General features: G+C 55.4%; 19 protein-coding genes and 1 pseudogene. 16 read left to right on the plus strand and 4 right to left on the minus strand.

What is annotated here, in order from left to right:
• Positions 1 to 41: 41 nt before the first annotated feature.
• Complete coding sequence (locus tag EOK75_RS01400; protein ID WP_137192259.1) at positions 42 to 989, minus strand: hypothetical protein; 948 nt, start codon at positions 987 to 989, stop codon at positions 42 to 44.
• Positions 990 to 1,304: 315 nt separating this feature from the next.
• Between EOK75_RS01400 and EOK75_RS01405 the strand changes: the two genes are divergently transcribed.
• Complete coding sequence (locus EOK75_RS01405; protein WP_137192260.1) at positions 1,305 to 1,589, plus strand: hypothetical protein; 285 nt, start codon at positions 1,305 to 1,307, stop codon at positions 1,587 to 1,589.
• Between the two features lie 257 nt (positions 1,590 to 1,846).
• On the opposite strand, the gene EOK75_RS01410 is transcribed toward EOK75_RS01405, so the two are convergent.
• The 3 genes from EOK75_RS01410 to EOK75_RS01420 form a co-directional block, all read right to left on the minus strand.
• Positions 1,847 to 2,722 (minus strand): transposase, encoded by an 876-nt coding sequence (locus tag EOK75_RS01410; RefSeq protein WP_137192261.1) that lies wholly within the window; start codon positions 2,720 to 2,722, stop codon positions 1,847 to 1,849.
• Between the two features lie 197 nt (positions 2,723 to 2,919).
• Positions 2,920 to 3,677, minus strand: a protein-coding gene (locus EOK75_RS01415) for an IS5 family transposase (RefSeq protein ID WP_137192262.1) whose coding sequence is annotated in 2 segments (ribosomal slippage) — positions 2,920 to 3,359 and positions 3,359 to 3,677 — 759 coding nt in all. Because the reading frame shifts where the segments join, the coding sequence is not laid out codon by codon here.
• A 634-nt stretch (positions 3,678 to 4,311) separates the two neighbouring features.
• Positions 4,312 to 5,418 (minus strand): GGDEF domain-containing protein, encoded by a 1,107-nt coding sequence (locus EOK75_RS01420; protein WP_168199110.1) that lies wholly within the window; start codon positions 5,416 to 5,418, stop codon positions 4,312 to 4,314.
• A 461-nt stretch (positions 5,419 to 5,879) separates the two neighbouring features.
• Between EOK75_RS01420 and EOK75_RS01425 the strand changes: the two genes are divergently transcribed.
• The 15 genes and pseudogenes from EOK75_RS01425 to mltG all read left to right on the plus strand — a co-directional run bounded on the left by EOK75_RS01425 (position 5,880) and on the right by mltG (position 22,803).
• A complete protein-coding gene (locus EOK75_RS01425; RefSeq protein WP_137192264.1) occupies positions 5,880 to 6,428 on the plus strand; it encodes a peroxiredoxin in 549 nt (182 codons plus the stop codon).
• An 878-nt stretch (positions 6,429 to 7,306) separates the two neighbouring features.
• Positions 7,307 to 8,719 (plus strand): annotated as a pseudogene (locus tag EOK75_RS21750) (IS256 family transposase).
• 5 nt (positions 8,720 to 8,724) lie between these two features.
• Positions 8,725 to 9,135 carry a LysR substrate-binding domain-containing protein gene (locus tag EOK75_RS01440; protein WP_420821933.1) on the plus strand — a complete coding sequence of 137 codons (411 nt, stop codon included), beginning with the start codon at positions 8,725 to 8,727 and terminating at the stop codon, positions 9,133 to 9,135.
• 303 nt (positions 9,136 to 9,438) lie between these two features.
• On the plus strand, positions 9,439 to 10,902 hold the full coding sequence (locus tag EOK75_RS01445; RefSeq protein WP_137192266.1) for a xylulokinase: 1,464 nt from the start codon (positions 9,439 to 9,441) through the stop codon (positions 10,900 to 10,902).
• A 118-nt stretch (positions 10,903 to 11,020) separates the two neighbouring features.
• Positions 11,021 to 11,953, plus strand: coding sequence for an ABC transporter permease (locus EOK75_RS01450; protein ID WP_168199111.1), 933 nt, complete (start codon positions 11,021 to 11,023; stop codon positions 11,951 to 11,953).
• Positions 11,954 to 11,973: 20 nt separating this feature from the next.
• Positions 11,974 to 12,921 (plus strand): sugar ABC transporter substrate-binding protein, encoded by a 948-nt coding sequence (locus tag EOK75_RS01455; RefSeq protein ID WP_137192267.1) that lies wholly within the window; start codon positions 11,974 to 11,976, stop codon positions 12,919 to 12,921.
• Positions 12,922 to 12,958: 37 nt separating this feature from the next.
• Entirely contained in the window at positions 12,959 to 13,714 is a 756-nt protein-coding gene (locus EOK75_RS01460; protein ID WP_137192268.1) for an ATP-binding cassette domain-containing protein, read from the plus strand.
• A 337-nt stretch (positions 13,715 to 14,051) separates the two neighbouring features.
• Positions 14,052 to 14,789 (plus strand): glutamine ABC transporter substrate-binding protein GlnH, encoded by a 738-nt coding sequence (gene glnH, locus EOK75_RS01465; RefSeq protein ID WP_137192269.1) that lies wholly within the window; start codon positions 14,052 to 14,054, stop codon positions 14,787 to 14,789.
• Between the two features lie 57 nt (positions 14,790 to 14,846).
• Positions 14,847 to 15,503 (plus strand): glutamine ABC transporter permease GlnP, encoded by a 657-nt coding sequence (gene glnP / locus EOK75_RS01470; protein WP_137192270.1) that lies wholly within the window; start codon positions 14,847 to 14,849, stop codon positions 15,501 to 15,503.
• Positions 15,500 to 16,228, plus strand: coding sequence for a glutamine ABC transporter ATP-binding protein GlnQ (gene glnQ, locus EOK75_RS01475; protein WP_137192271.1), 729 nt, complete (start codon positions 15,500 to 15,502; stop codon positions 16,226 to 16,228). Before glnP ends, glnQ begins: the two co-directional genes overlap by 4 nt.
• Positions 16,218 to 17,240 carry a C45 family autoproteolytic acyltransferase/hydrolase gene (locus EOK75_RS01480; RefSeq protein WP_137192272.1) on the plus strand — a complete coding sequence of 341 codons (1,023 nt, stop codon included), beginning with the start codon at positions 16,218 to 16,220 and terminating at the stop codon, positions 17,238 to 17,240. The genes glnQ and EOK75_RS01480 overlap by 11 nt, the downstream gene beginning before the upstream one ends.
• Entirely contained in the window at positions 17,191 to 18,132 is a 942-nt protein-coding gene (locus EOK75_RS01485) for a MurR/RpiR family transcriptional regulator (RefSeq protein ID WP_168199112.1), read from the plus strand. Before EOK75_RS01480 ends, EOK75_RS01485 begins: the two co-directional genes overlap by 50 nt.
• A 377-nt stretch (positions 18,133 to 18,509) precedes the next feature.
• The gene (locus EOK75_RS01490) at positions 18,510 to 20,246 is read left to right on the plus strand and encodes a hypothetical protein (RefSeq protein WP_137192274.1); all 1,737 of its coding nucleotides are present in this window, start codon (positions 18,510 to 18,512) and stop codon (positions 20,244 to 20,246) included.
• A 116-nt stretch (positions 20,247 to 20,362) separates the two neighbouring features.
• Positions 20,363 to 21,625: a beta-ketoacyl-ACP synthase II gene (gene fabF / locus EOK75_RS01495; RefSeq protein WP_137192275.1), complete on the plus strand. Its 1,263-nt coding sequence runs from the start codon at positions 20,363 to 20,365 to the stop codon at positions 21,623 to 21,625.
• Complete coding sequence (gene mltG, locus EOK75_RS01500; RefSeq protein ID WP_137192276.1) at positions 21,625 to 22,803, plus strand: endolytic transglycosylase MltG; 1,179 nt, start codon at positions 21,625 to 21,627, stop codon at positions 22,801 to 22,803. Before fabF ends, mltG begins: the two co-directional genes overlap by 1 nt.
• Positions 22,804 to 22,894 lie beyond the last annotated feature (91 nt).

The raw sequence follows: 22,894 nt of genomic DNA on the forward strand, positions 1-22,894 counted from the left end.
GGGCAGCACTGGTCATCACTTGGCGGGACACTGCCCAACCATCAATCTTGGCGCAGCGCATGGGTCATCCGCTCTGACAAGCGCCGCATGGCCCAGACGAAGGCAAATGAGCCTTCGGTAAGCTTTGACGTCATGGGAAAAATGATTGGGATTGCATAGCCCCGCCCGAGCTTGACGGCGGTTATTTTGTAAACCTTCCGGCTGATCTTGCTGTTCCACTTGCCCAAAGCAAATTTCAGCTTTTGCTGCACTGTGGGGGCTGTCGGCGGGATCGTCGCAACCTTCCAGTTCCGGTAGTCCTGCAGGCTTGATTTTGTTATCGTTGCGTCCAGCCCTTCATCGCGCGAAAAGACACCGGCAGCCAGTTTTTTTTGCCCAAAAGCGGCACGCGGGACGCCCTTTTCCTCCACGATTCGACGACAGATCGGCCGATCGTAATCGTTATAGAGCGTCCAGGGCTGCATTTCGTCCGAGCGGGATATACGGTTGATCTCGGCAAGCCGCCATGCGGCAAGAAACGCCGCCGGAAACAGGATGAAGTCTTGTTCCAGGCGAAAATCACTCAGGTCGTGGCCCGCAATCAGCGGCCACTTTACATCGGTTCCAAGGTTGACGAGATTGCGTTCCCACACGGAATCCCCGAAATGCCCGACAAGAACAACCCGCCCCGCAACCAGTGGCCGGATCGACAGAAACTCCGACCCTTGCCCCCAGGTTTCCAGCTCTGGCATGTCGTTCCAGCTGGTATAGGCAAGCCTGTCGGCCATCATCAGGTTCAACCCGAGGGCAGATGCGACGACTTGCCCATCATCCTCTTCAACGCCGCCCTTTGACTTGCGGCTGTGGGAAAAGCTTACACCGTCGCGACACCCTTCCTCTGCAGCCAATGTGGCGATAGCGGTTGAGTCATACCCGCTTGAAAGTGTGGCAAGCGGTTCGTAGCATTTGGCCCTGTGCGGATCCGCGGCATTGGCAAAGATACCGGCCATGACACCGCGGACATAGTGCGTGTAGCTTTTATAATCGGAAAATTCCGCCTCAACTTGTTTTCGCCGTGAAACAACATGTAAATCAGGTGTTACATCCAAATTGCACCAAAAGTGCATTTTAACAGACTTCCCGCCACTCAATGGAATGATGGCGGGGGATTGGCTCAATCCGCCTGAAATCGCACTAAGATACCGCTGAGCATTCGCAAGCGTATCCTCAAAAGACAGGCTTTCCTTAGCGAGCATAAGGGGAAGGGAATTCGATATAGATACATGGCCCGAGGTATCCGAGTATTCAAAGATACCTGAAAGTAGATGATCGGGGGCTGTGAACCGAATGCCACTCTCGACGATCCTGCCGCCGCTACCGAAACACTCATGATCGGAAAATTCCATCCGAGAGAACGCCCCATTCCAAGCACCTTCAACGAAAGCATTTTCTTGAAAATCAACACCGGCGCCATGCACGACATCGGCTATCTCATTTTGCTTTTTGATACAGCAATACCAAGCCAATGGTGGAAGGTCGTCATTCCGACGAAAAACAAGTCTCATAATATTTACCAACTACACTACTACGGGTCACATTTAATGAACTAAGAACTTCAAGCCATATTAATGCAGTTAAAAAAAAGTTTTCAAGTGTCATTTCTGTTGAAATGAAAAATAATTGTGTTGCTTCGGGTGGTGTATATCGTCTAGGCGCCCGTGGACTATTTTAACAATGAATTATGCATATAAACGGAAATGTTTCAACCTGCTCCGGCTCGTTTTACGGTGACAACTTTTCAAGACTACTTACGGGGTTGTGACTAGCAACTGTATCTTTAACTTTCTGGGACGGCCCATTTCTGGCTTTATTTACAGAGGGCGTTGACGATTGTGACGAGCTTTCGAGCGACGGCTGTAATAACAACCTTGTGTGGCTTTCCTGCGGCCCGCAAACGATTGGCGAAGATTTTCAGAACTGGATTGTGATGGCTTGCGACAAGAGCAGCCTGGAACATGACACGCCGTAGCAGCCGCCGACCGCCGCCAATTGCGCGCTTGCCTCGCATCGCCCCGCTGTCATGTGCAATGGGAGCCAGGCCTGTGAGGGCGGCGGCTTGCTCGCCATTGATCTGACCGAGTTCCGGCATTTCTGCGAGCAGCATCGTGCTGGCAACCGGGCCAATCCCGGGAACGGAACGCAGGATATCGGCAGTCGTGGCAAGGCACTCATCGGTTGCGATGATATCTTCAATCTGAGCTTCGAGCTCGGCAATTTGCCTGTCGAGCAGACCTTTGAGGTCTTCGTCCATGGCTGCAAACATCTCGGCGGATCCAAGCTTCCCCTGCGCCTTGATTTGCGCGAGAAGACGTAGCTTTCTATGTGGAAGGGCCCGCCCGGCATCCGGTCTGAATGCCATGAAGCGCGCGATGAGTTCCGCGTCGATCCGGTCGGTCTTGGCGCGTGTCCCCCGGCTGGCAGCGAAGGCTTTGATCTGAGCCGGTGGCAATTGCCGCGTCGCGATCCCGGCATCGTCCAACGCGACCCAAAGCTGCCACTCCTGCCCGCCGGTAGCTTCGAAGCAGACCAGCGCGCCCAGCTCGCAAGCAAGTTGAGCGACTTGCTCGTGGCCTTTGACTTTGTTCGGAAAGCGCGCGCATTTGCCAGCTGGCAGACAGTGAATATCCAACCAATCACGGCTGACATCTATGCCGATGATCGTAGCTTGTGTTACCGTATCCATGTTCTCTTCCTTCTGATCCGTGGTCCTCAACGGCCACATGCAACTGTTCGAGATGATGAAGAGAGACGGTGCTGGCTCGCTAGTAAACGTGGTTCATGCCACAAGGCTCAGACGCCATATACCGCCCCGTCAGCGACCTCGGCCAAGGCTGCTGACGGGGGCAATATAGCAAACTGAGGATACAGAAGGGTCAGGATTCATAACCAGAACATGACGACGGCGGCGAGGGCGCAGGCTGACAGGAAGACCTTCGGGCATCTATCATAGCGTGTGGCGACGCGTCGCCAGTCCTTGAGCCGGGCAAAGCTGTTCTCGATCTTGTGGCGTTTGCGATAGCGGACTTCGTCGTGTGGGATCGGGGTCTTGCGGCGCTTGCGAGACGGGATGCAGGGTGTGATCCCCTTGTATTCAAGGGCTTCGCGATACCAATCGGCGTCATAGCCGCGGTCGGCCAGCATGTGTTTGGCGAGCGGCAAACCGTCCAACAACGCCCGCGCGCCGATGTAATCGCTGCGCTGGCCCGCCGTCAGAAACATCCGCAGGGGACGACCCAAGGCATCCGTGACGGTGTGGGGCTTGGAATTCATCCCACCCTTGGTGCGGCCGATCAGGCGGCCACGCCCCCCTTTTTCAGCCCCAGGCTGGAGGCCGTGCGGTGGGTCTTGAGATGGGTCGCGTCGATCATCAGCGTGTCGGTCGCGCCGCCTTGCTCGGCGAGTTCCAGCAGCATCCGTGCGAAGATGCCCTTGTCGCTCCAGCGCTTCCAGCGGCTGTAGAGTGTCTTTTGCGGGCCGTATTCTGCTGGCGCGTCTCGCCAGCGCAAGCCATTGCGATTGATGAAAACAATCCCGCTCAACACCCGCCTGTCATCAACGCGAGGTTTGCCGTGCGACTTCGGGAAGAAAGCCTCAAGCTTGACCATCTGTTCGTCGTTCAGCCAGTATAAATCGCTCATGTCACCGCTCCGTTTGGGGAGACATGAATCACGCCACATCGCGAAGATCAATGCATCTTGACCCTAATTGACGCATAGAGCCAACTTTTGAAATTCTAGAATATTGTGCAGCGACCTTTCGGCTGGGGTGGTCTCACCTCTCCCGTCCGCTCAAGCTACATCTCACCGGATATCCTCAGCGCAAAAAGTCATGCGATCTGTTCGATTGGATTTGATTGGTGGCGTGGCAGTCACTCGCTGTGGCATGTCCATGTGCCTTTCTGATGAGAGTGATAGCCATCACATAAGGGGAGTGGGAACCCTTGGGATCGGTTGCGCAACCCGGTCAGTAGATTTGCGGAAGGCTTTGTGGGGCAAGGTCGCTTTTGGCGCGCGCGTTCTTAGGGCGTCTCTCCATTTATGACGGGGTACATGCGTAGAACTTATGCGGCATTTCGTTTGAATGTGACGGGGGTTGTCGACACCAATGCCAAGTGATCGCAGTCGGTGTCAGGTGACAGAAAATCGTTGATGCTTTGATTGATCACGTCCCGTGCTTGACGGGGTGTTTGTAAAAGGTTCCCTAATTCTTTCATGGCAACCCTTGCCCTCAAGACGTTCGGACAGAGGCGCAACAAGGCCAATACTCGCGGGTTCAAGACTCCAGTGGTTCCGCGAAAACAACTTTGTTTCGACCACCTTCCTTGGCATAGTAGAGCGCGTTGTCAGCAGAGCGAAGCAGGCTTATGAGGGGGGCTCTTGATGCTGCAGATCGCATGACTGCGCCTATGCTGACAGAAAGAGGTACTGTCACACCATCATGGGTGAACCCGGCTTTCCGGATTCCCAACCTTAGGGTTTCCGCGATTTGGTTGGCAGCAGGTTGGGATGTTGCGGGCAAGAAGACTGCAAATTCTTCCCCGCCCAGCCTGCAGATTGATGCCTCTTCATCCAAAATTAGTTTGAGTTTTTCTGCGATCAGAACGAGGGCGGCGTCACCTACAGGATGCCCGTGAGTGTCGTTGATACGCTTGAAGTGATCTGCATCCAATATGAGCAAAGCATCTGTTCTGCCGTGGTTTGGCGCCGAGAGCGCCCGGTTCACTTTCTCGAAAAAACCCCTGCGATTGGGCAAGTCTGTCAAGGGATCCGTAAGGGCGCTCTCGCGCCAATTTCTTTCGGAATAGATGTATCGGCGCTCTCGCTCCATCAGGCTTCCCATTGCGATCGCGCCGAAAATACAGCCAGCAACAATGACCGGGACGACGGTTGTAACCGCCTGAAAGAAAACCTCTTTGGGTAGAAGTGCGGCACTGATCGTATAAAGCGCGAGTATCGCCCCAAGGGTTGCTGTGTCGCGAATATTGATTTCTCCATTAGGCTTCAATCGCCAAGACCAGTACCAACCCAACCCGGCGGCCATAAAGATCCCGATAACGCCCGAAGGTGCGCCTGTCCCGCCGTGGTATGCGCGATAAGCGCCCGCAATAATCCCCGATAGAATCGCGGCAGGCCAACCTCCGAAGGCAGCCGCTATGCCCACGATAATTGCCCGGGCGTCGATGATCACGCCTTCACCAAGTTGAATAGGCTTCAACATAACCAGAATAGCGCCGGCACCGAAAAACATGCCATGGAAAATGGACCGCCAGAACGGCCTGATTCTGGAACGCTCTATGACCCCGTAAGAGATCGCCAGTAGTGCCATGATGCCAGCGCCAAACATGACGGTGGTCAGGACTGTGACTGGATTCATCGGCATTTCGCCCCCTTCGTAGAGTAGGGCCCACATGGTGAAACCTATCAAATTCTTGGAGCCTATAACCTAATATTTGATGAAGTTGATAAGGGTATTCCTTGTGTGATGAACTTACTTGCTTCCTTCGCCGGAAAGGCCCGGTTGCGGGAAGGCGTCGTTTTCGGTGAATTGAGTTTGCCCTCAATACCTTGACGTCGGGGAGGACGGAGTTTTCTTTGCAAATTTTCGTCATTTTCCGTCGGACGGAATTCGGCCGCAACCCTTAGATATGTCGAGGCATCCGGACAAAACCTCACCGCAGCCTTAAAGACATACCAATCCCTGTCATCGCCCTTGGCGGCCCCGAAATGCCGAGGCAGGAAAGTCGGTCCGGACTGCCTTGAAGCCTTGGCTGGCTGACGGTAGAACGGCTTCGTGAAGCTCTGATACTGACCGTCAAAAGGTCATCTCTAAGGAAGTATGATATGAAAATAGGCACACCCGTTCCCAATGTAACTTTTAAAACACGCGTGCGCGACGAAACGATCGGCGGTGAAAACCCCTATCGCTGGAGTGACCAGACATCCCGGGACCTGTTCTCGGGGGAGCGTGTTTTGCTGATCGGATTGCCCGGTGCCTTTACGCCCACATGTTCGAACCGTCAGCTGCCCTCATTTGACGAGATGGCAGATACCTTTAAAGAGCAGGGAATTGACGCAATCTATTGCGTATCCGTCAACGACGCCTTCGTGATGAAGCAATGGGCGGATCACTTGAAACTGAAGAACATCAAGATGATACCTGATGGTTCGGGGGACTTTACCCGGCGTCTTGGTATGCTGGTGCGCAAGGACAATCTGGGGTTTGGGCTGCGCTCTTGGCGCTATGCGGCTGTGGTACAGGACGGTGTCGTAGAAGGCTGGTTTGAAGAGCCGGGCATTTGCGACAATGCGCCTGACGATCCCTATGGCGCCTCAACGCCCGAAGCCGTGTTGCAGTGGCTGCACGAGGGCCGCAAAGAGAAAGCTGCCTGAAAATTGTAGATACCCCGTTGCGTGCGGAACGCCCCCTTTGATCCACCCGCTTGGGGAAAGGGTAGTGTTCGTCGCCAGATGCCAACGCGGGATACAGTGAAAGATCGGCCGGTCCAGATTTTACCGATGGCGCCTATCCGCGACCAGCATTGCCTAATTGATCCGTGCAAAGGTTCATCGACACAACTTTGGCCGGTGCATCCGCAAGACTTGCAACAGGCGCGCCAATCAGCGCGCCCGTCAGGCACACGGCCCGCAATACCCTGGAAACTTGCATTGAGACCAACATATGCTGCAGTCCCGTACGAAGCGAAGCCCCATACATGCGACGGCATCATCATTGAATAGGTTCGTGATCCGGCCGCTAACTCCCGCAATGAAACTGCAAACAGCCGCAGGCCTTCGAGGATACCCCAGGGGCGTGGTTCCGATAATGCCGTGGTCAGGACTGTTGCCGACCAACATTGAGCACGCCTATGAGATAGGCACATCGGAATTGCATTTGAACCAGCATCATGTTGGCAGCCAAGCGCTGCCCACGGACCGAAGCATGCACCCTGGATGATCTCCGACGAAGGCCGCGGCGAAAGCAGAACGGCTCAGAAAGCAACTGTCATCAAATCCGCAACTATGCGGCCGGATGCGTATGTCAAAAAGCACTTGACTGAGACGTCCCCGTTACCGAAGGCCTGAACCTGCGCAACAACGCCGATCCGGCAACGCGAGGTCGGCGCCCCGCCCAGCTTAAGTCAGTTGTCCTCTGACAAGACCTGACCGCGTGGGAGATATAGCTCAAAGTTGGTGATGGCCCTTGAGGGGCGGCATATCATGGCGTTGTTCACGCGCCGCAATTCTCGACCGAGAAAAGGATATGCCACATGACGAGAACTACCATTACCCAGCTGACCGATCCACAGGGATCTTCGCATGATCCACTGACGGAGCTGCTCCGATCGGGCGCGCAGCGTCTGATTGAGCAAGCCGTTGAAGCCGAACTTGCAGTTCTGCTGGAGGCCTATGCCTCCGACAAGACGGATGATGGTCGTGCTCGGCTCGTGCGCCACGGTCACCTGCCTGAACGCGAGATTGTGACTGGGGTCGGCGCAGTGCCGGTCAGAGTGCCGCGCGTGCGGGACCGAGGCGATGGCGAAGAGAATGTCCGGTTCGCGTCAACAATCCTGCCGCCCTATTTGCGCAAAACCAAATCCATCGAGGACCTACTGCCCTGGCTTTACCTCAAGGGTATTTCCACGGGCGACTTCCAAGAAGCGCTCGCCGCTCTGCTTGGCCCAAACGCGGCGGGGCTGTCTTCGACGACGATCTCAAGGCTCAAATCTGATTGGTGGGATGAGTATGACCGTTGGCAACGGCGCGATCTGAGCGCACGTCGTTTCGTCTACATCTGGGCGCCCTCTCGGCAGCATGCTTTGCATGCGCCTGCCGGGTAACAGACGGCGTCTACTTTCGCCCCCGAATGGCTGAGGAAAAACAATGTGTTCTGGTGCTGATCGGGGCGCCTCTCGTGGTTTGCAGGCAAACCACTGCCGGTGACAGACGAGTGAGGCCGCAAGGAGATCATCGGCTTGGCCGACGGCTATCGTGAAAGCACCCAAAGCTGGCGCGAATTGCTCCTTGATTTGCAACGACGCGGGCTCACCGACGCGCCTGACCTTGCCATTGGCCCCTCTCATCGTTTTGCTTCACAAAGCGACTGCCGGGCAATGGATGGTGTCTTGGGCTTCTGGAATGCCCTGCGCGAGGTCTTTGGTTCCACGAAAGAGCAGCGATGTTGGTTCCACAAAACGGGGCAATGCACTGAATGCGATGCCCACGTCGGTTCAGGCCAAAGCAAAGGGCCATCTGCACGATATCCACTGGCCGACAGGGCGTTGCGCAGCAATGGCCCGAGAGGCTGGCAGGCTGAAAGCCGTGTCGACGCTGAGGCTGCATTCGACTACTTCGTCGCGACATATGGTGTGAAATACGACAAGGCCGTCGCCAAATTGACCAAAGACCGCGACGTGCTACTGGCGTTCTATGATTTTCCTGCTGAGCATTGGAAACACATCAGAACTACCAACCCAATCGAAAGCACCTTCGCCACGGTTCGGCATCGCACCGGCAAAACCAAAGGATGCCTCAGCCGCAAAACGGGCCTTGCCATGGCGTTCAAGCTGATGCTGTCAGCCCAGACCAAATGGCGCAAACTCGACGGCGCAAACCGTATGCCTGAGATCATCCAGGGGATTGAATTCAAGGACGGTATCAAGCAACTTAAAAAGGCCGCCTAATCACGCTGTCACCAACTTTCGGGCATAGCTCGACCTTACGCGGAACGCTGTCGATCGCCGTATCGATGAGCTTTGGTACCCTTTCCCTATCGCCCATGACTGCAGAATTTGCGGCACAACACCCCGAACTTGATCTGCGCGTTGACTATGACGACCGCGCAAGGGATTTGCAGCGCGAGGGTTTTGATATTGGCATTCGCATCGGCCACCTGCGCGACACAGCCCTCAGGCAGCGCAAGCTTTGCGAAGGCGTGCCGCCGCCCCTGCACAGTCGCATCACTTTAAACAACGGCCAGGCCATGCGGGCCATGGGACGGCAAATAGAGGATTTTGACATTCAGATGGTTGCCGTACGGGCGACGGCAGAGGGGCATGCCCCCTTGGAGGGTCATTCAAATACAGTCCATTGCGATTGATAGGGCCTGTCGCGGCATGCGTTTGGCAATCAGAAAAGATTGCCCATGAAGCCCCCTCGGTTTAGGACCGTGAAACTGACAGCTGCAAGCAGATCGATTTGGGGCGGGCCCTGCATCATCATTTCATGTTGTCATACCGGCTTTTGAAAGGTGTCACGATGAAGATGGGGATGAGATGCCGGGTTTGAACATCGCATCAGGAAACCGGACTGGATTGCACGGCAAAGGGCGTGGATCAAAGGACCTGACGTGCGGGCGCAATCCACCGTGCAGGGCAGGGGCCGCTGTTTTAGGGTGGGCCGTATGAAAAATGTCCTTGTATATGACCTTGGCGGCAGCAGTTTACGGGTGGCTATTGTCACAGAGAGCCGTGAGGTGCTCGACATCGTTCAACTGCCCATGTGCATCGAGAATAGCGCGGCTGGTGTTTATGATGTCGATCCCGAAATCTGGTGGGCGGGGTTTTGCGAGGCCTGTTCCCAATTGCTGCGCCGTGGTGCTGATTTCGGTGCAATAGCGGCTATTGCGGGCTGCGGCTTTACGCGCACCCAAATCGCGATGAATGCACAGGGCGAGGCCGTGCATCCTGCCATCACCTTTCAGGATGCACGTGCCGCAGCTGTTCTTGAAACATATGTCGCAGCGCCCGAGCTTGCGCAACATATTGCAAAGCTTAACCCGTTTCATCCCGTTGCACGCTTGATTTGGTTGCAGCAAACCAAACCCGCGCTTTGGGCGCAGGTTGAGGCTTTTCTTGAGCCTAAAGACTTCATCAATTTCAAGCTGACGGGCATTTACGCCTCTGACCGGATTTCGCAGAACGCGGCACAGCTTTTCTTTGATGCGCTTGCCGCGGATGCCCCGTCCGCATTGGCGTTGGGTATGGATAAATCCTTACTGCCGCCGCTTCTTAGCCCTTTTGACAGGGTGGGCACGGTTGCCCATCATCCAGATAGCCCGCTTTTGGGCCTGCAGGGGATACCCGTTTTATGCGGCTCGAATGATACGTGGAGCTGCGTGCTTGGCAGTGGCGGGCTGCGGCACGGGGCGGCCTATAATATCTCGGGGACAAGTGATGTGTTTGGTGTCATCACGGACAGGCCTTATCACCGCGAGGGCCTGATGACGGTGCAATGGGGTGCTGATTATTGGCAGCTCGGGGGGCCAAGCCAAGGGGCCGCCTCTAGGTTAAGCTGGGCGGTTGCACGTTTCATGCCAGATCTGACGATCAAGGACGCCATTGAAAAAAGCCACGCGAAACACGGTAGAACACCTATCTTTATTCCCTTTCTAGAGGGGGAGCGGACACCCTATTGGGATCCCGATTTGCGGGGTGCCTTCCTGGGCCTTGATCCCGACACCTCGCCGCAGGATTTTGTCTGGGCGGTCGCAGAGGGCATCAATTTTTTAAGCCGTGTCATTTTGGAACGCGCCGAAGAAGAGACCGCTGTGCCTTGCACGCATATCTGTTTTTCGGGCGGATTATCCAACAACCCGATATTGTGCCAGCTAAAGGCCGATATTCTTGGCAGACCGGTTTTTGTCGCCGATGTGCCGGAATCGGGGTTGATCGGTGCGGCGAGCGTGGCTTTTTCCACCTCTGACGATATCACAGGTATCACAACCGGATTGTTGGCCAAGGGACGCTGGTATCACCCCGATCCCGAAACCAGCGCGGCCTATTCAGAGCGGTTTTCCATTTTTGAGGCCGCCAGCGCCGCCATCACGCCGATTTCACACCGCATTTCAATGCTTTCAAACGCATAACTTTGTGGCCAAGGGCTGGAAACACGCAGACCCGTCCAATATGGTCCAGCCTGATGCTGTGGCGGGCCTTAGCTTTGGTTCTTGCAATCAGCACAACATAAAAACAGGTATGCTTTAGATGATCGAGAAATATGGTACGTTTTTTGCGGGTATCGCCCTGTTTGTCTTTCTGCTGATATTTGCTGACAACTTCGCATCGGTCGCGAATTTGCTTAACATTCTGAAGCAGGCCAGCTTTCTTGCCATTCTGGCCATCGGATTTACCTTTGCGCTGATTACGTCCGAACTGGACCTGTCTTTTGCCAATATATGCAGCCTGTCAGGTGTGATTGTTGGGATGATGATCTTTAACGGGCTGCCTTGGCCATTGGCGGTGGTCGCAGGCATAAGCTTGGGAACCATCGCGGGGTTGTTGAACGGGTTCTTGGTTACGGTGCTGAAAGTGCCGTCCCTGATTGCAACGCTTGGCACCTCCTCGGTCGCGAACGGCTTGGCCTTTATGCTGACGGGCGGGGTTGCCTTTGTGGGGCGTTGGGATCCGAATTTTCTGTTTCTTGCGCGGGGCAAGCTGGGGCCTGTGCCGTTGATTGTGATCATCTTGGCGGTTGTGGTGGTGGTTGCATTTGTATTTTCAACGCAAACGCGGGCCGGTGTTCACCTGCAGGCAACTGGCGAAAATAAAGAGGCCGCGCGCCGCTCGGGCATCAATACCAGACGCAACAAGGTCCTTGGGATGATGCTGTCGGGGGCTGCCGCTGGACTGACGGCGGTTTTGCTGGTCGCAAACCTGTCATCCGCAGCGCCGCAAATGGGCGGCGACTTCATGTTGCTGGGCATCGCGGCCACGCTTTTGGGCATGACAATGTTCACCCCCGCCAAGCCGAACATTCTGGGCACGGTCGTGGGCGCGCTGATCATTGTGATGCTTGGCAATGGTTTGATCTTGCTGGGCGCGCAATACTACGTGCAAGACATCATGCTGGGTATCATTATCATTGCCTCTGTCGCCGTATCTGCATCCACATTAAAACAGGCGGCCTTTAGCCTTTAATCAGCCAATAGGGAAAAAACATGAAGCTTTTGAAAACAACTGCGGGGCTTTCTATGCTTGTGACGTCGGCTTTGCTTGCCGGTCAGGCGCTGGCCTTTGATCTTGGCATTGTTGCCTTCCAGATGTCGTCTGAAACACATGCCCGTTGCGCCAATGCAGCCGAGGCGCGTGCGGCCGAACTGGGCTGGGATGTTCAGGTGCTAAATTCAAACGGCAGCTTGCAAACCCATTCCGAGCAGATCGAGAACCTTATTCTGGCCGCCCCCGATGCGATCCTTGTTTGCATGTCGAAACCGATTGAGGCCGACGCCCAATTCGCCGCCGCCAAAGAGGCGGGCATCCCGGTGGTGTCCGTCGTCAGCGGCTCCAGCCCGCATACGTTGTTTGATGTTCAGGTCAATGAATACGGTGTTGGCGCGGAATCTGCGCTGTACCTCTTGGGCACCATCAATTTTGAGGGCGGCATTCTGGTTCAGCGCTTTGAGGCTAATGCAGGCACGCGGATCAGGGGGGCTGTGCTCTCGGCTGTTTTGGCCGAAAACCCTGCGGTTACGGTTGTGGGCGAACATTCCATGGCGCGGACCAAAAGCTGGCGCGATGATGTGCGCAACGGGATGCAGGCGCTGATCTTGCAACAGGCCGGTAAGTTCAAAGGCGTTTGGGCATCCTTTGACGGGCAGGCGTTCATCATTGATGATCTGCTCAAGGAGGCGGGGCTGAACAAGGGGGATGTGTCCTTGGTGTCCATTGATGGCGGCCAGGAGGTGTTCCAGCGCATTCTGGACCCGCAATCCATGATGACGGCGACGGTCTCTATTCCGTTCGAGGAAATGGCCATCGCTGCCGTTGATGCGATGAAGGCGATCGTGGTGGACGGCAAGGCCAAAGAAGAGATCGTCAAAGGCCCCTATATGTTCATGCCCGCGATTTTGGTGGATGCCAATAACGCCGCTGACTATATCGACTAACCTGTTTTCTGACGTCCCGGCCATAAGGAAAGAAACCATGTCTTCAAAAATCGTGATGAAGAATATCTTCAAGAATTATGGTGCGGTCCAAGCCCTGCGGGGCGTCAGTATTGATATTAAAGAGGGCGATGTTCACGCGATTTGCGGCGACAATGGCGCGGGGAAGTCGACCCTCATCAAGATCCTTTCAGGTGTTGAGGCACCTGAGAGCGGTGAGATTTGGGTGAATGATAGCGCGCGCAAATTTGACAGCCCGACAGATGCGCTGACATCGGGGATTGCGACAATCCATCAGGATCTGGCGGTTGCGCCGCGTATGTCTATTTCCCAAAATATCTTTATGGGTGCAGAGCTTACCAAGAAAATATTCGGCGTGACTTTGCTGGATAAGGCGGCTATGCGGCGCGATGCCTTAGGGTATATGTCCCAGCTTAACAAGTCGATCACCGATATGGACACCAAGGTTGAGGCCCTGTCCGGCGGGCAACGCCAAGCGGTCGCAATTTGCAGGGCGCTGCGGTGGAACGCCGATATTGTCATTCTGGATGAACCCACGGCCGCCCTTGGCGTGCGCGAAACCGAACAGGTGCTTGAATTGATCCGCGCGCTCAAACAAGCGGGCAAGACTGTTATTTTGATCAGCCACGCTATGAAGGACGTGGTGGCGGTTGCGGATCGTGTCAGCATCCTGCGGCGCGGGGAAAACCAGATCGATCTGGAGGCGGCCAATCTGACTGCAGATGCATTGTCACACTATATTCTAAGCGGTGACAGGCAAATCAAGGCGGCCTGACGGCTGGCACCATGCAGGTTGCGCTTTTATCAGCTGATTCTATCTGTTGGATGCAAAAATCGGCTATGGCGGTGGAAATCTGCCGCGCGCAGCCCTTGTGCCGCCCGTCCATATTCCTTTTGGATATTTAACGGAAACGAACCGCGCTTTGACAATCTCTTTGCGCGTTATCAACGAGATAGCCACCCTTATTTCGGCCAGACGCCCTTCCATCGGCGGTCATCGAACAGTCCCTTTGTAGTTTGCATTTAATAATATTTCATTTCCACTTTACTCGCAAATATATTTGCATATCAATTATAGGAGGACGAAAGATCCATTAAATCAGGGAGAACTTATGAATACCTTCAAAAAACTGGCTGCCGTTGCGGCCCTTGCCATCACCGCAACAAGCGCCGCGGCCCAAGATTTGATCGTCGCAACAGATACGGCATTCGTTCCGTTCGAGTTCAAGCAAGATGGCGACTATGTCGGCTTTGACATCGATATGTGGGACGCTATCGCCACCGATCTGGGCGTGAGCTATGAACTGCGTCCGATGGATTTCGGCGGGATTATCCCTGCGTTGCAAACAGGGCAGGTTGATGTGGCACTGGCGGGCATCACGATCAAAGACGAACGCAAAGAAGTTATCGATTTTTCCGACGGCTATTACGACAGCGGTTTCTTGTTAATGGTGCCAAGCGATAGCGACATCACCGGCGAGGCCGATCTGGCGGGCAAAGCCGTTGCGTTGAAGACCGGCACGTCCGCTGCGGATTATGCCAACAACAACTTCAAGGAAAGTGAGCTGCGCCTGTTCCCCAATATTGACAATGCGTACCTTGAGTTGCGGACCGGTCGTGTGGATGCGGCCATGCATGACACGCCTAACGTGCTGTATTATATCGCTAATGCAGGAAACGGCGATGTCAAGGCAGTGGGCGCACAAATGCTGGCACACGAATATGGCATCGCCTTTCCAAAAGGCAGCGAATGGGTCGAGCGTGTGAACGGATCGCTGGCGGCAATGAAAGAAGACGGTCGTTATGATGCGATCTTCTCCAAGTGGTTCGGCCAAGCGCCGTCTAAGTAAATCACAAAGAATATGCCTGCGCCACAACCGGCGCAGGCGATTTGAGGGGGAGACACCATGCAGGTCGACTGGTCTATCATGTTCGACTTTATCCCGCAGCTTATCGCTGGGGCAAAAGTCACAATCTACATCACCGTACTTGGCTTGATCGGGGGCATTATTCTAGGCTCCATCGCCGGGTTGATGCGTGCCTATGGCGGCAAGATTATCAACGGTATCGCCTTTACCTATATCGAGCTGATCCGCGGCACGCCTATCGTTGTTCAGGTCATGTTTCTATATTTCGCGCTGCCGGTCTTGGCCGATATCCGTATTGATCCGATGTCTGCGGCCGTGCTGGCGATTGTCGTCAATGCCGGCGCCTATATCGCGGAAATCGTCCGGGGTGCGTTTTTGTCGATCAACAAGGGCCTGACCGAAGCTGGTCTGGCCATCGGGATGCCGCATTGGAAGGTATTGCTTTATATCATCGGGCCGCTGGCCTTTCGCCGCCTGATCCCGCCGCTTGGAAACCAGTTCATCGTAAGCCTGAAGGATACCTCGTTGTTCATTGTCATTGGTGTCGGTGAATTGACACGGACAGGACAGGAAATCATGGCTGCCAACTTTCGCGCGGTCGAAATCTGGACCGCCGTGGCGATCTGCTACCTCATAATGACGGGTACAATGTCGCTTGCGCTGCGCACCCTAGAAAAGCGGATGAAAATTCTATGAGCTTTATTGAATTCAAAAACACGTCAAAGGCATTTGGCCCGCTGCAAGTGCTGAAGGATGTCGATCTTTCCATCGAGAAGAGGGAAGTTGTTGTTTTAATCGGACCTTCCGGATCGGGCAAATCCACGTTGTTGCGTTGTATCAACGGCTTGGAAATGATCACGGGCGGCGATTTGATTGTTGATGGGCTGTCGGTCAAGGGCGGAAAAAAGGTGCTGTGCGAGATACGGCAAGAGGCTGGAATGGTTTTTCAGCAGTTCAACCTCTTTCCGCAAATGACCGCGCTGGAAAACGTTGCCCTTGGCCCGCGCAAGGTCCGTGGCTTCTCTAAAACCGAGGCGGAAACGCAGGCACAGGAATTGCTGGAAAAAGTTGGTCTGTCGGACAAGGGCGGCCACTATCCTTCCGAGCTTTCGGGCGGGCAGCAACAGCGTGTCGCCATTGCGCGGGCCTTGGCCGTGAAGCCCAAGGTCATGCTTTTTGACGAGCCGACCTCGGCGCTTGATCCGGAGTTGAAGCATGAAGTGCTGAACGTGATGCTGCAACTGGCCAAAGAAGGCATGACCATGGTCGTCGTCACCCATGAGATGAGCTTTGCCAAACAGGTCGGCACGCGGCTGATCTTTATGGAGCACGGTAAAATTGCGGTCGATGATGACCCGCGCACCGTGATCGATACCCCCCCTAATCCCCGGATGAAGGACTTCCTGAGCCATGTCGAATAACAAGAACCCGATCGGATGGCTTGTGGCCTCTGGCTCGCCATTCGAGATCGGGCACGCAATGGGGCAGCAAGGCCGTGCCGCTGTTCATGAACATCTGATCCACGCGGATATCTGGTCCAAAATTACCGGCCCGCATCATGCCGTAACCGTTACGCGGCTGATGCAAAACACGAAAAGCCGTTTCCCTGAATTCTATGAGGAACTGCGCGGCTTGGCACAGGGGCTGGGGCTGCCTTTTCAGGACGTTTTTGCGTGGAATTGCCGCGGTGATATCCTTGCATCAACCCCGGACGGTTGCACTACAATCCAGTCGCCCGGCGACATAATCCGCGTCAGCCACAATGAGGACGGGTTGCCGTTCTTTCGCGGCCATTGCTTTATTCTGGATGCCAAACCGCAAGACTCATTGGGGTTTCGCGCCTTTTGCTATCCGGGCTCGCTTGCGGGTCATACTTTCGGGTGGAATGATGCGGGGCTGGTTCAGGCTGTGAACAATTTGCGGCTGCAAAATACGGCGCCTATGGTGCCGCGTATGGTTTTGGGGCGTGCGGTTCTGGCCTCTGCCACGTTGCAAGGGGCGGTAAACGCCCTGACCGATGATCCGAAATGCGGTGGTTTCCATATGACATTGGCCCAAGCTGGAAATCCGCAATTGCTGAGTGTGGAATACGGTGATGGCAAGGCCTCAGTGGTCGGGGTTGAGGCGCGCAGCGGCCATGCCAACCATGCGCTCCATCTGGCGGCCGAGGGGCAGATCATCACGCAATCATCCGCTGATCGCCAATCCACGGCAGAGCGCTTGGTGACACAGGCCGATGTGTCAGACCTTGATATACTGCGCGATGTTTCCGGCCCGGGTTTGCCGATCCGCCGCGATGCACCAAATGATCCCGACCATGAGAACACGCTTGCAACATGTCAGTTTACTGTCTCTAAAACGGGTATCGAGTGGGGGATCTACGGTGAAAAAGAAGGACGAGCGACCTATCAATGCGAACAGGAAATCGCCTGACACGCCCCCGACCAATATCGAAGAACTGCGCACGCTTTTAATCGACATCACAAAGGGTGATGCTCCCCACAGCCTCGGGGCAAAAGCGCGCGCTGCATTTGGCAGGATATTGGATATTCAGGACAGCAACGACCTGCTGTCCATCACGACACTATCGGAGCGCATCGAGACCAACCCCTCGACGATCACCCGACTGGCCAAAAACCTTGGCTATCCCGGTTTCGGGGCGTTTCAAAAAGCGCTGCTGGCAACCCGCCTGCAACAGCCCGGCTCCTTCTACCTCAATCAGGCGCAATCGGCCCTGTTGAATGCCGATCAGCCGATCAAACAGCGTGCGGCCCAGCTTTGTCATGAAAATCAGGCGAATATCGATCATTTTGTCGAAAACCTTGATCCGAAAAGCTTTGAGACAGCCATTAGGCTGATCGCTGACGCGCGGCGCGTCACCATCTACGGCATCCGCCAGTTTCATTCCCTTGCGGCATTTCTGGCTTACGGGCTTAGGCTGATCCGCGCGGATGTGAGCGTTCTGGATTCGAACGCTCTGGGCGCCGCCGAAGAGATCGGGGCCATGGGGGCAGGCGACGTGTGCATTGTGATCAGCGTGGCACCCTATTCGCGTCAGGTTGTCGCCGCCGCACAAGTTGCGCATGAGCAGGGGCTTGATGTCATCGCGATTACCGATCTGGCGAGTTCACCACTTGTTTCAACCTCAAAGGCCGCGATTTTTGCACCGCATCAAAGCAGCTTTATTTCAAACTCGATCACCAGCTTTTTTGCCGTGGCGGAATGCGTGATCAATGCTGTGGCGGCGTCGAATTCGGAAGAAACGGAACAGGCCCTTATTGCCCGTCAAAACCTAATCAAACGCCTGAATGTTGAGGATCGCTGATCCCGGGCCATGCCGTGCGGCGAGTTGGTCGGCGGGGGCCGTTTGGGACATGTACAGGGTTTGATAGGAATGCTTGCATTAAATCCTTGACCTGAAAGGCAGTTTTTGATCGGTTCGGATAGCAATTCGCCGCAACGGCATTTCGCAACGACCGGGTTGCGCAGGGCCACTTCAACCTTGAAGGAAGACCGATGCGACCACCTGCAAGAGTCGTTTTTCACCTATCAGGCCGGTTTCTGGACAATTTTGCAAGCCGCCCGCATCTGAAGCTGTTCAATCACATCAACAATATGTTCAACGCTGCCGGTGGGACAATCGAGGCGCGCAGACGTGATGAGCGGCTTCGCGACCCAGATGAAACGAATTGGTCCGATCTGTTGGAAGATGACAACCTGCACATCATCGAGAACGGCTGCGTGCATCAACACAATGTGCTTAACACAACGCTGGCATATCTTCAGCCATATTATCACCTCGACCCGCAGGGCGTTTTGGCGAAAAGCCGCGTCAGGGACGAAACTTATGACCCAATAGGCGCGGACCCGAAAGATGTCGCGCAATTCTGGGAGGGTTTGCAGACACGCTTTGTGAAACGCCGCCATTCGCGTTATGATCAGCTTGAGGACAAGGCCGATATTCCTGACGGGTGCATATCAATCTTTCTGCAAGGCGGATTTCCGCACCAACAGCGCACCGCGTATTGCGATCCCAAAACCATGCTGCGCACGGTGGCGAAATACGCCGGGGGCAGGCCGGTTGTCGTAAAGGCGCATCCCTCCAGCAACATCAAGCAGGAAGCAGAATTGATCCGCAGCCTGTTGTCTGAGGGGGTGGAACTCTATCCAACGGATGCAAATATCCACGACATTCTGGAAAAGAGCGTTGTTTCTGTATCGTATAACTCCGCTGTTGCCATCGAAGGGTTCATGCATAACACGCCTGCAATTCTATTCGGCGCCTCCGACTTCCATCATATTTGCGAAACGGTGAGGGAGCCTGACCATTTCCCGATGGCGATGGGGCGGACTTTGAAAAGCAAGCACGATTACGCTCGGTATCTGTACTGGTATTTCAAAAATCACTGCTATGATATTGACGACGCCGACCTTGATGCAAAGCTGCTTGCACGCTTTGCCCAATCGGGATTCACGGGGGAAAGATTGGGACTTGTGAACAAACCTTCATGGCTTGCCAAAGCGGCCCGTATCGACCAGGCGGCACAAGAGCTTGGCGCTTTTTTGGATAAGCAGCCCGAGGTGGGGCGTTATCTGCTGCTTGATGCCTTGAAAGTATCCGAGAAAAGCTGGGTGTATAAGGCCCGTGTGAATGGCGAGAAGGTGGTTGTTAAGCGCTTTCTGAGCGGGGATGTTGCGCATACAGTCCGCAGTTTGCAGGGGGAGTTGGCCTATCTGGAGACGGCCTTCAATGATGACGGTTTTCAGGCAAACCGGTGTTTATATGCTTGGCCTGAAAGTGGCATTGTCATCCTCAGTTTTGCCCCCGGACAAAGGCTTGGCGATAGGATCGCGGAGTCATCGGGCAATGCACGCGCGCGGTTGATGCAGCAAAGTGGCGAATGGTTGCGCCGGTATTGTGCATCACGTCAGCGAAACACCACATTCGGGCCTGGTTTTTGGGTCAAGCGGGCTGCGGCCAAGAACAGCGATCACTTCACCTCGGAAGAGGATAAGTTGCTTCTTGGTCGCGTGTTGGCTTCGTTGCGGGACCAGGCGGAAGGGGTGAAAGGCGTGCCCGTCGTGCAGGCTGCAACCCACGGGGATTTTGTTGGTATCAATGCGCATTTCCATCGCGGAACAATTTACGGCGTTGATATTCAGGGCGAATGTTGGCTTGCCGTCGCCAGAGAAGCAGCCCGTTTTCTGGTTTGGCTACAGGTACATGATCCGGTTCGTAACGATGACCGGCGCTTTGGGATTTCTGTGGAATACATCGACGCTTTTTTGAAAAGCAATGTCCTGAACCCTGCAGAGCAAACGACAACGCTGTCATTTTTCCTTGGTGAACAACTATATGGCCGGTTTATAGAGGAGTATAACCGGGCTGATATACGGGCCAATACGCGGGCAGCGATTGAAATGTATTTAGCAAAATAGTGAGCCAGTGCGAAGGCATGCAAGCGTAAAGCTGCCGTTAACGCTGTCTGTGTTGCGCGGGGCGGGCTTGCGGTGTATCTGTGCCCAAAGTCTGATAATTTGACGGGGAGGCACTGATGCGTCGAGTGGTAGTCACAGGTCTGGGTATGGTTACACCGCTGGCATGCGGTGTAGAAGAGACATGGTCGCGGTTGATCGCGGGCCAATCGGGCGCGGGCCCTATTACACGGTTTGATCCTTCGGGTGTGATCACGCAATACGCTTGCGAAATCCCGCTTGGGGATGGCACTGATGGCACCTTCAACCCCAATGACTGGATGGAACCGAAGGACCGCCGCAAGGTGGATGACTTCATTCTATACGGCATGACGGCGGCGACGCAGGCGGTCAGGGATTCGGGCTGGGTGCCTGAAACCGAAGATCAGAAATGCCGGACCGGTGTGATGATCGGATCGGGCATTGGCGGGCTGTCCTCGATTGCCGAGACGGCTGTGCTGATCAAAGAGCGGGGGGCCAAACGGGTCAGCCCGTTCTTTATTCCCGGATCGTTGATCAATCTGGTCTCGGGGCAGGTCTCGATTCGCTTTGGCTTCAAGGGGCCGAACCATGCGGTTGTGACGGCCTGCTCAACAGGTGCGCATGCGATTGGCGATGCGGCGCGGATGATTGCCTTTGATGATGCCGATGTCATGGTGGCGGGCGGCGCAGAAAGCCCGATTTCCGAGATCGGGATTGCGGGTTTCAACGCTTGCAAGGCGCTTTCGACCAAGCGCGCGGATGATCCAACCAAGGCCAGCCGCCCCTATGACGCCGACCGTGATGGTTTCGTGATGGGCGAGGGTGCCGGTGTGGTTGTGCTTGAGGAATATGAGCATGCCAAGGCGCGCGGTGCCAAGATTTATGCCGAAGTTCTGGGTTACGGGCTTTCGGGCGACGCCTATCACATCACCGCCCCAAGCGAGGACGGCGATGGCGGATATCGCAGCATGGAAATGGCGATCAAACGCGCCGGACTGACGCCTGCCGATATTGATTACATCAATGCGCATGGCACCAGCACGATGGCCGACACGATCGAGCTGGGCGCAGTGGAACGCTTGATGGGCGATGCGGCTGCGGGGGCGACGATGTCCTCGACCAAATCGGCAATCGGGCATTTGCTGGGGGCTGCGGGCGCGGTCGAGGCGATCTTCTGCATTTTAGCCATTCGCGATCAGGTTGCTCCGCCAACGATCAACCTTGATAATCCTGCGGTAACACCCAAGCTTGACCTTGCGCCGAATGCGGCCCGCAAGCGCAAGATTGACGTGGCGCTGTCCAACTCCTTTGGATTTGGCGGGACCAATGCCAGCTTGATTATGGGGAAGGTGTCCGCCTGATGTGGAAGGCAGTCGCGTCCAACGCATTGACATTTTTTATCGTTTTTCTGGTCATAGCCTCGGGCCTATTGGCATGGGGACGCAAGGAATATAGCGGGCCGGGGCCATTGGCCGATGCGATGTGCTTTCGGGTAGAGCGGGGGGCGACGCTGTCCTCGGTCAGCCGGATGCTGGAAAGCAGTGGCGTGATTTCGGACGCACGGATTTTCCGGATCGGGGCGGATTACTCGGGACAGGGAAGCGGGTTGAAGTTTGGCAGCTATTTGCTGCCTGCACAGACCTCTATGGTCGGTGTGTTGGACATCATCACAGCGGGCGGGCAATCGACCTGCGGCAGTGAAGTGAATTTCCGGATCGGGATTGCCTCGTCGGATGTGATTTTGCGAGAGCTGGACGCGGCGACCAACCGCTATGTTGAGGTGGCTTCTTTTGATCCGGCGGTGGATGCCCTGCCGCAGCCCTATCTTGATGCGGTTGAGGATCTGGATCTGCGCTATCGGGTGACGCTGGCCGAAGGGGTGACGTCATGGCAGGTGGTGGAAATGCTGCGCCGCGCGGAATTCATGGAAGGCACTGTGGATGAGGTTCCCGCAGAAGGCAGCCTTGCGCCCGACAGCTATGACGTGACACGCGGCGGTGACCGGGCGGCGCTTCTGGCCGTGATGCAGGAACGTCAGGCGAAGACTCTGGCCGCTCTTTGGGCCGATCGCGCGCCTGATTTGCCCTATGCCAGCCCGGAAGAGGCGCTGGTCATGGCCTCTATCGTTGAAAAAGAAACCGGCATCGCCGAGGAACGGCGGCAGGTGGCAAGCGTCTTTGTGAACCGCTTGCGCAAGGGGATGAAGCTGCAAACCGACCCGACGGTGATTTACGGTGTCACGAATGGCGAAGGGATCTTGGGGCGTGGTTTGCGCCAGTCGGAACTGCGCCGTGAGACGCCTTATAATACCTATGTGATTGCGGGGCTTCCGCCCGGTCCGATTGCAAACCCCGGACGGCTGAGCATTGAGGCTGCACTCAACCCCGATGACACGCCGTTTATCTTTTTCGTGGCCGATGGCACGGGCGGACATGCCTTTGCAGTGACGCTGGAAGAGCATAACGCCAATGTTGCCGCCTGGCGCAAGATCGAGGCGCAGCGTGGCCAGGAGGGTACTACTGGGGTGCAGGGGAATTGAGCAAAACTTAACGTAAAGTTAAGGCTGCGTTCGGCTAACCGTTTGATATAAAACGTAAATCACTTGACTCTGCGTACGGTCTGCTGTACGT

Source organism: Pseudorhodobacter turbinis (assembly GCF_005234135.1).
In the GTDB taxonomy this organism is placed as follows: domain Bacteria; phylum Pseudomonadota; class Alphaproteobacteria; order Rhodobacterales; family Rhodobacteraceae; genus Pseudorhodobacter; species Pseudorhodobacter turbinis.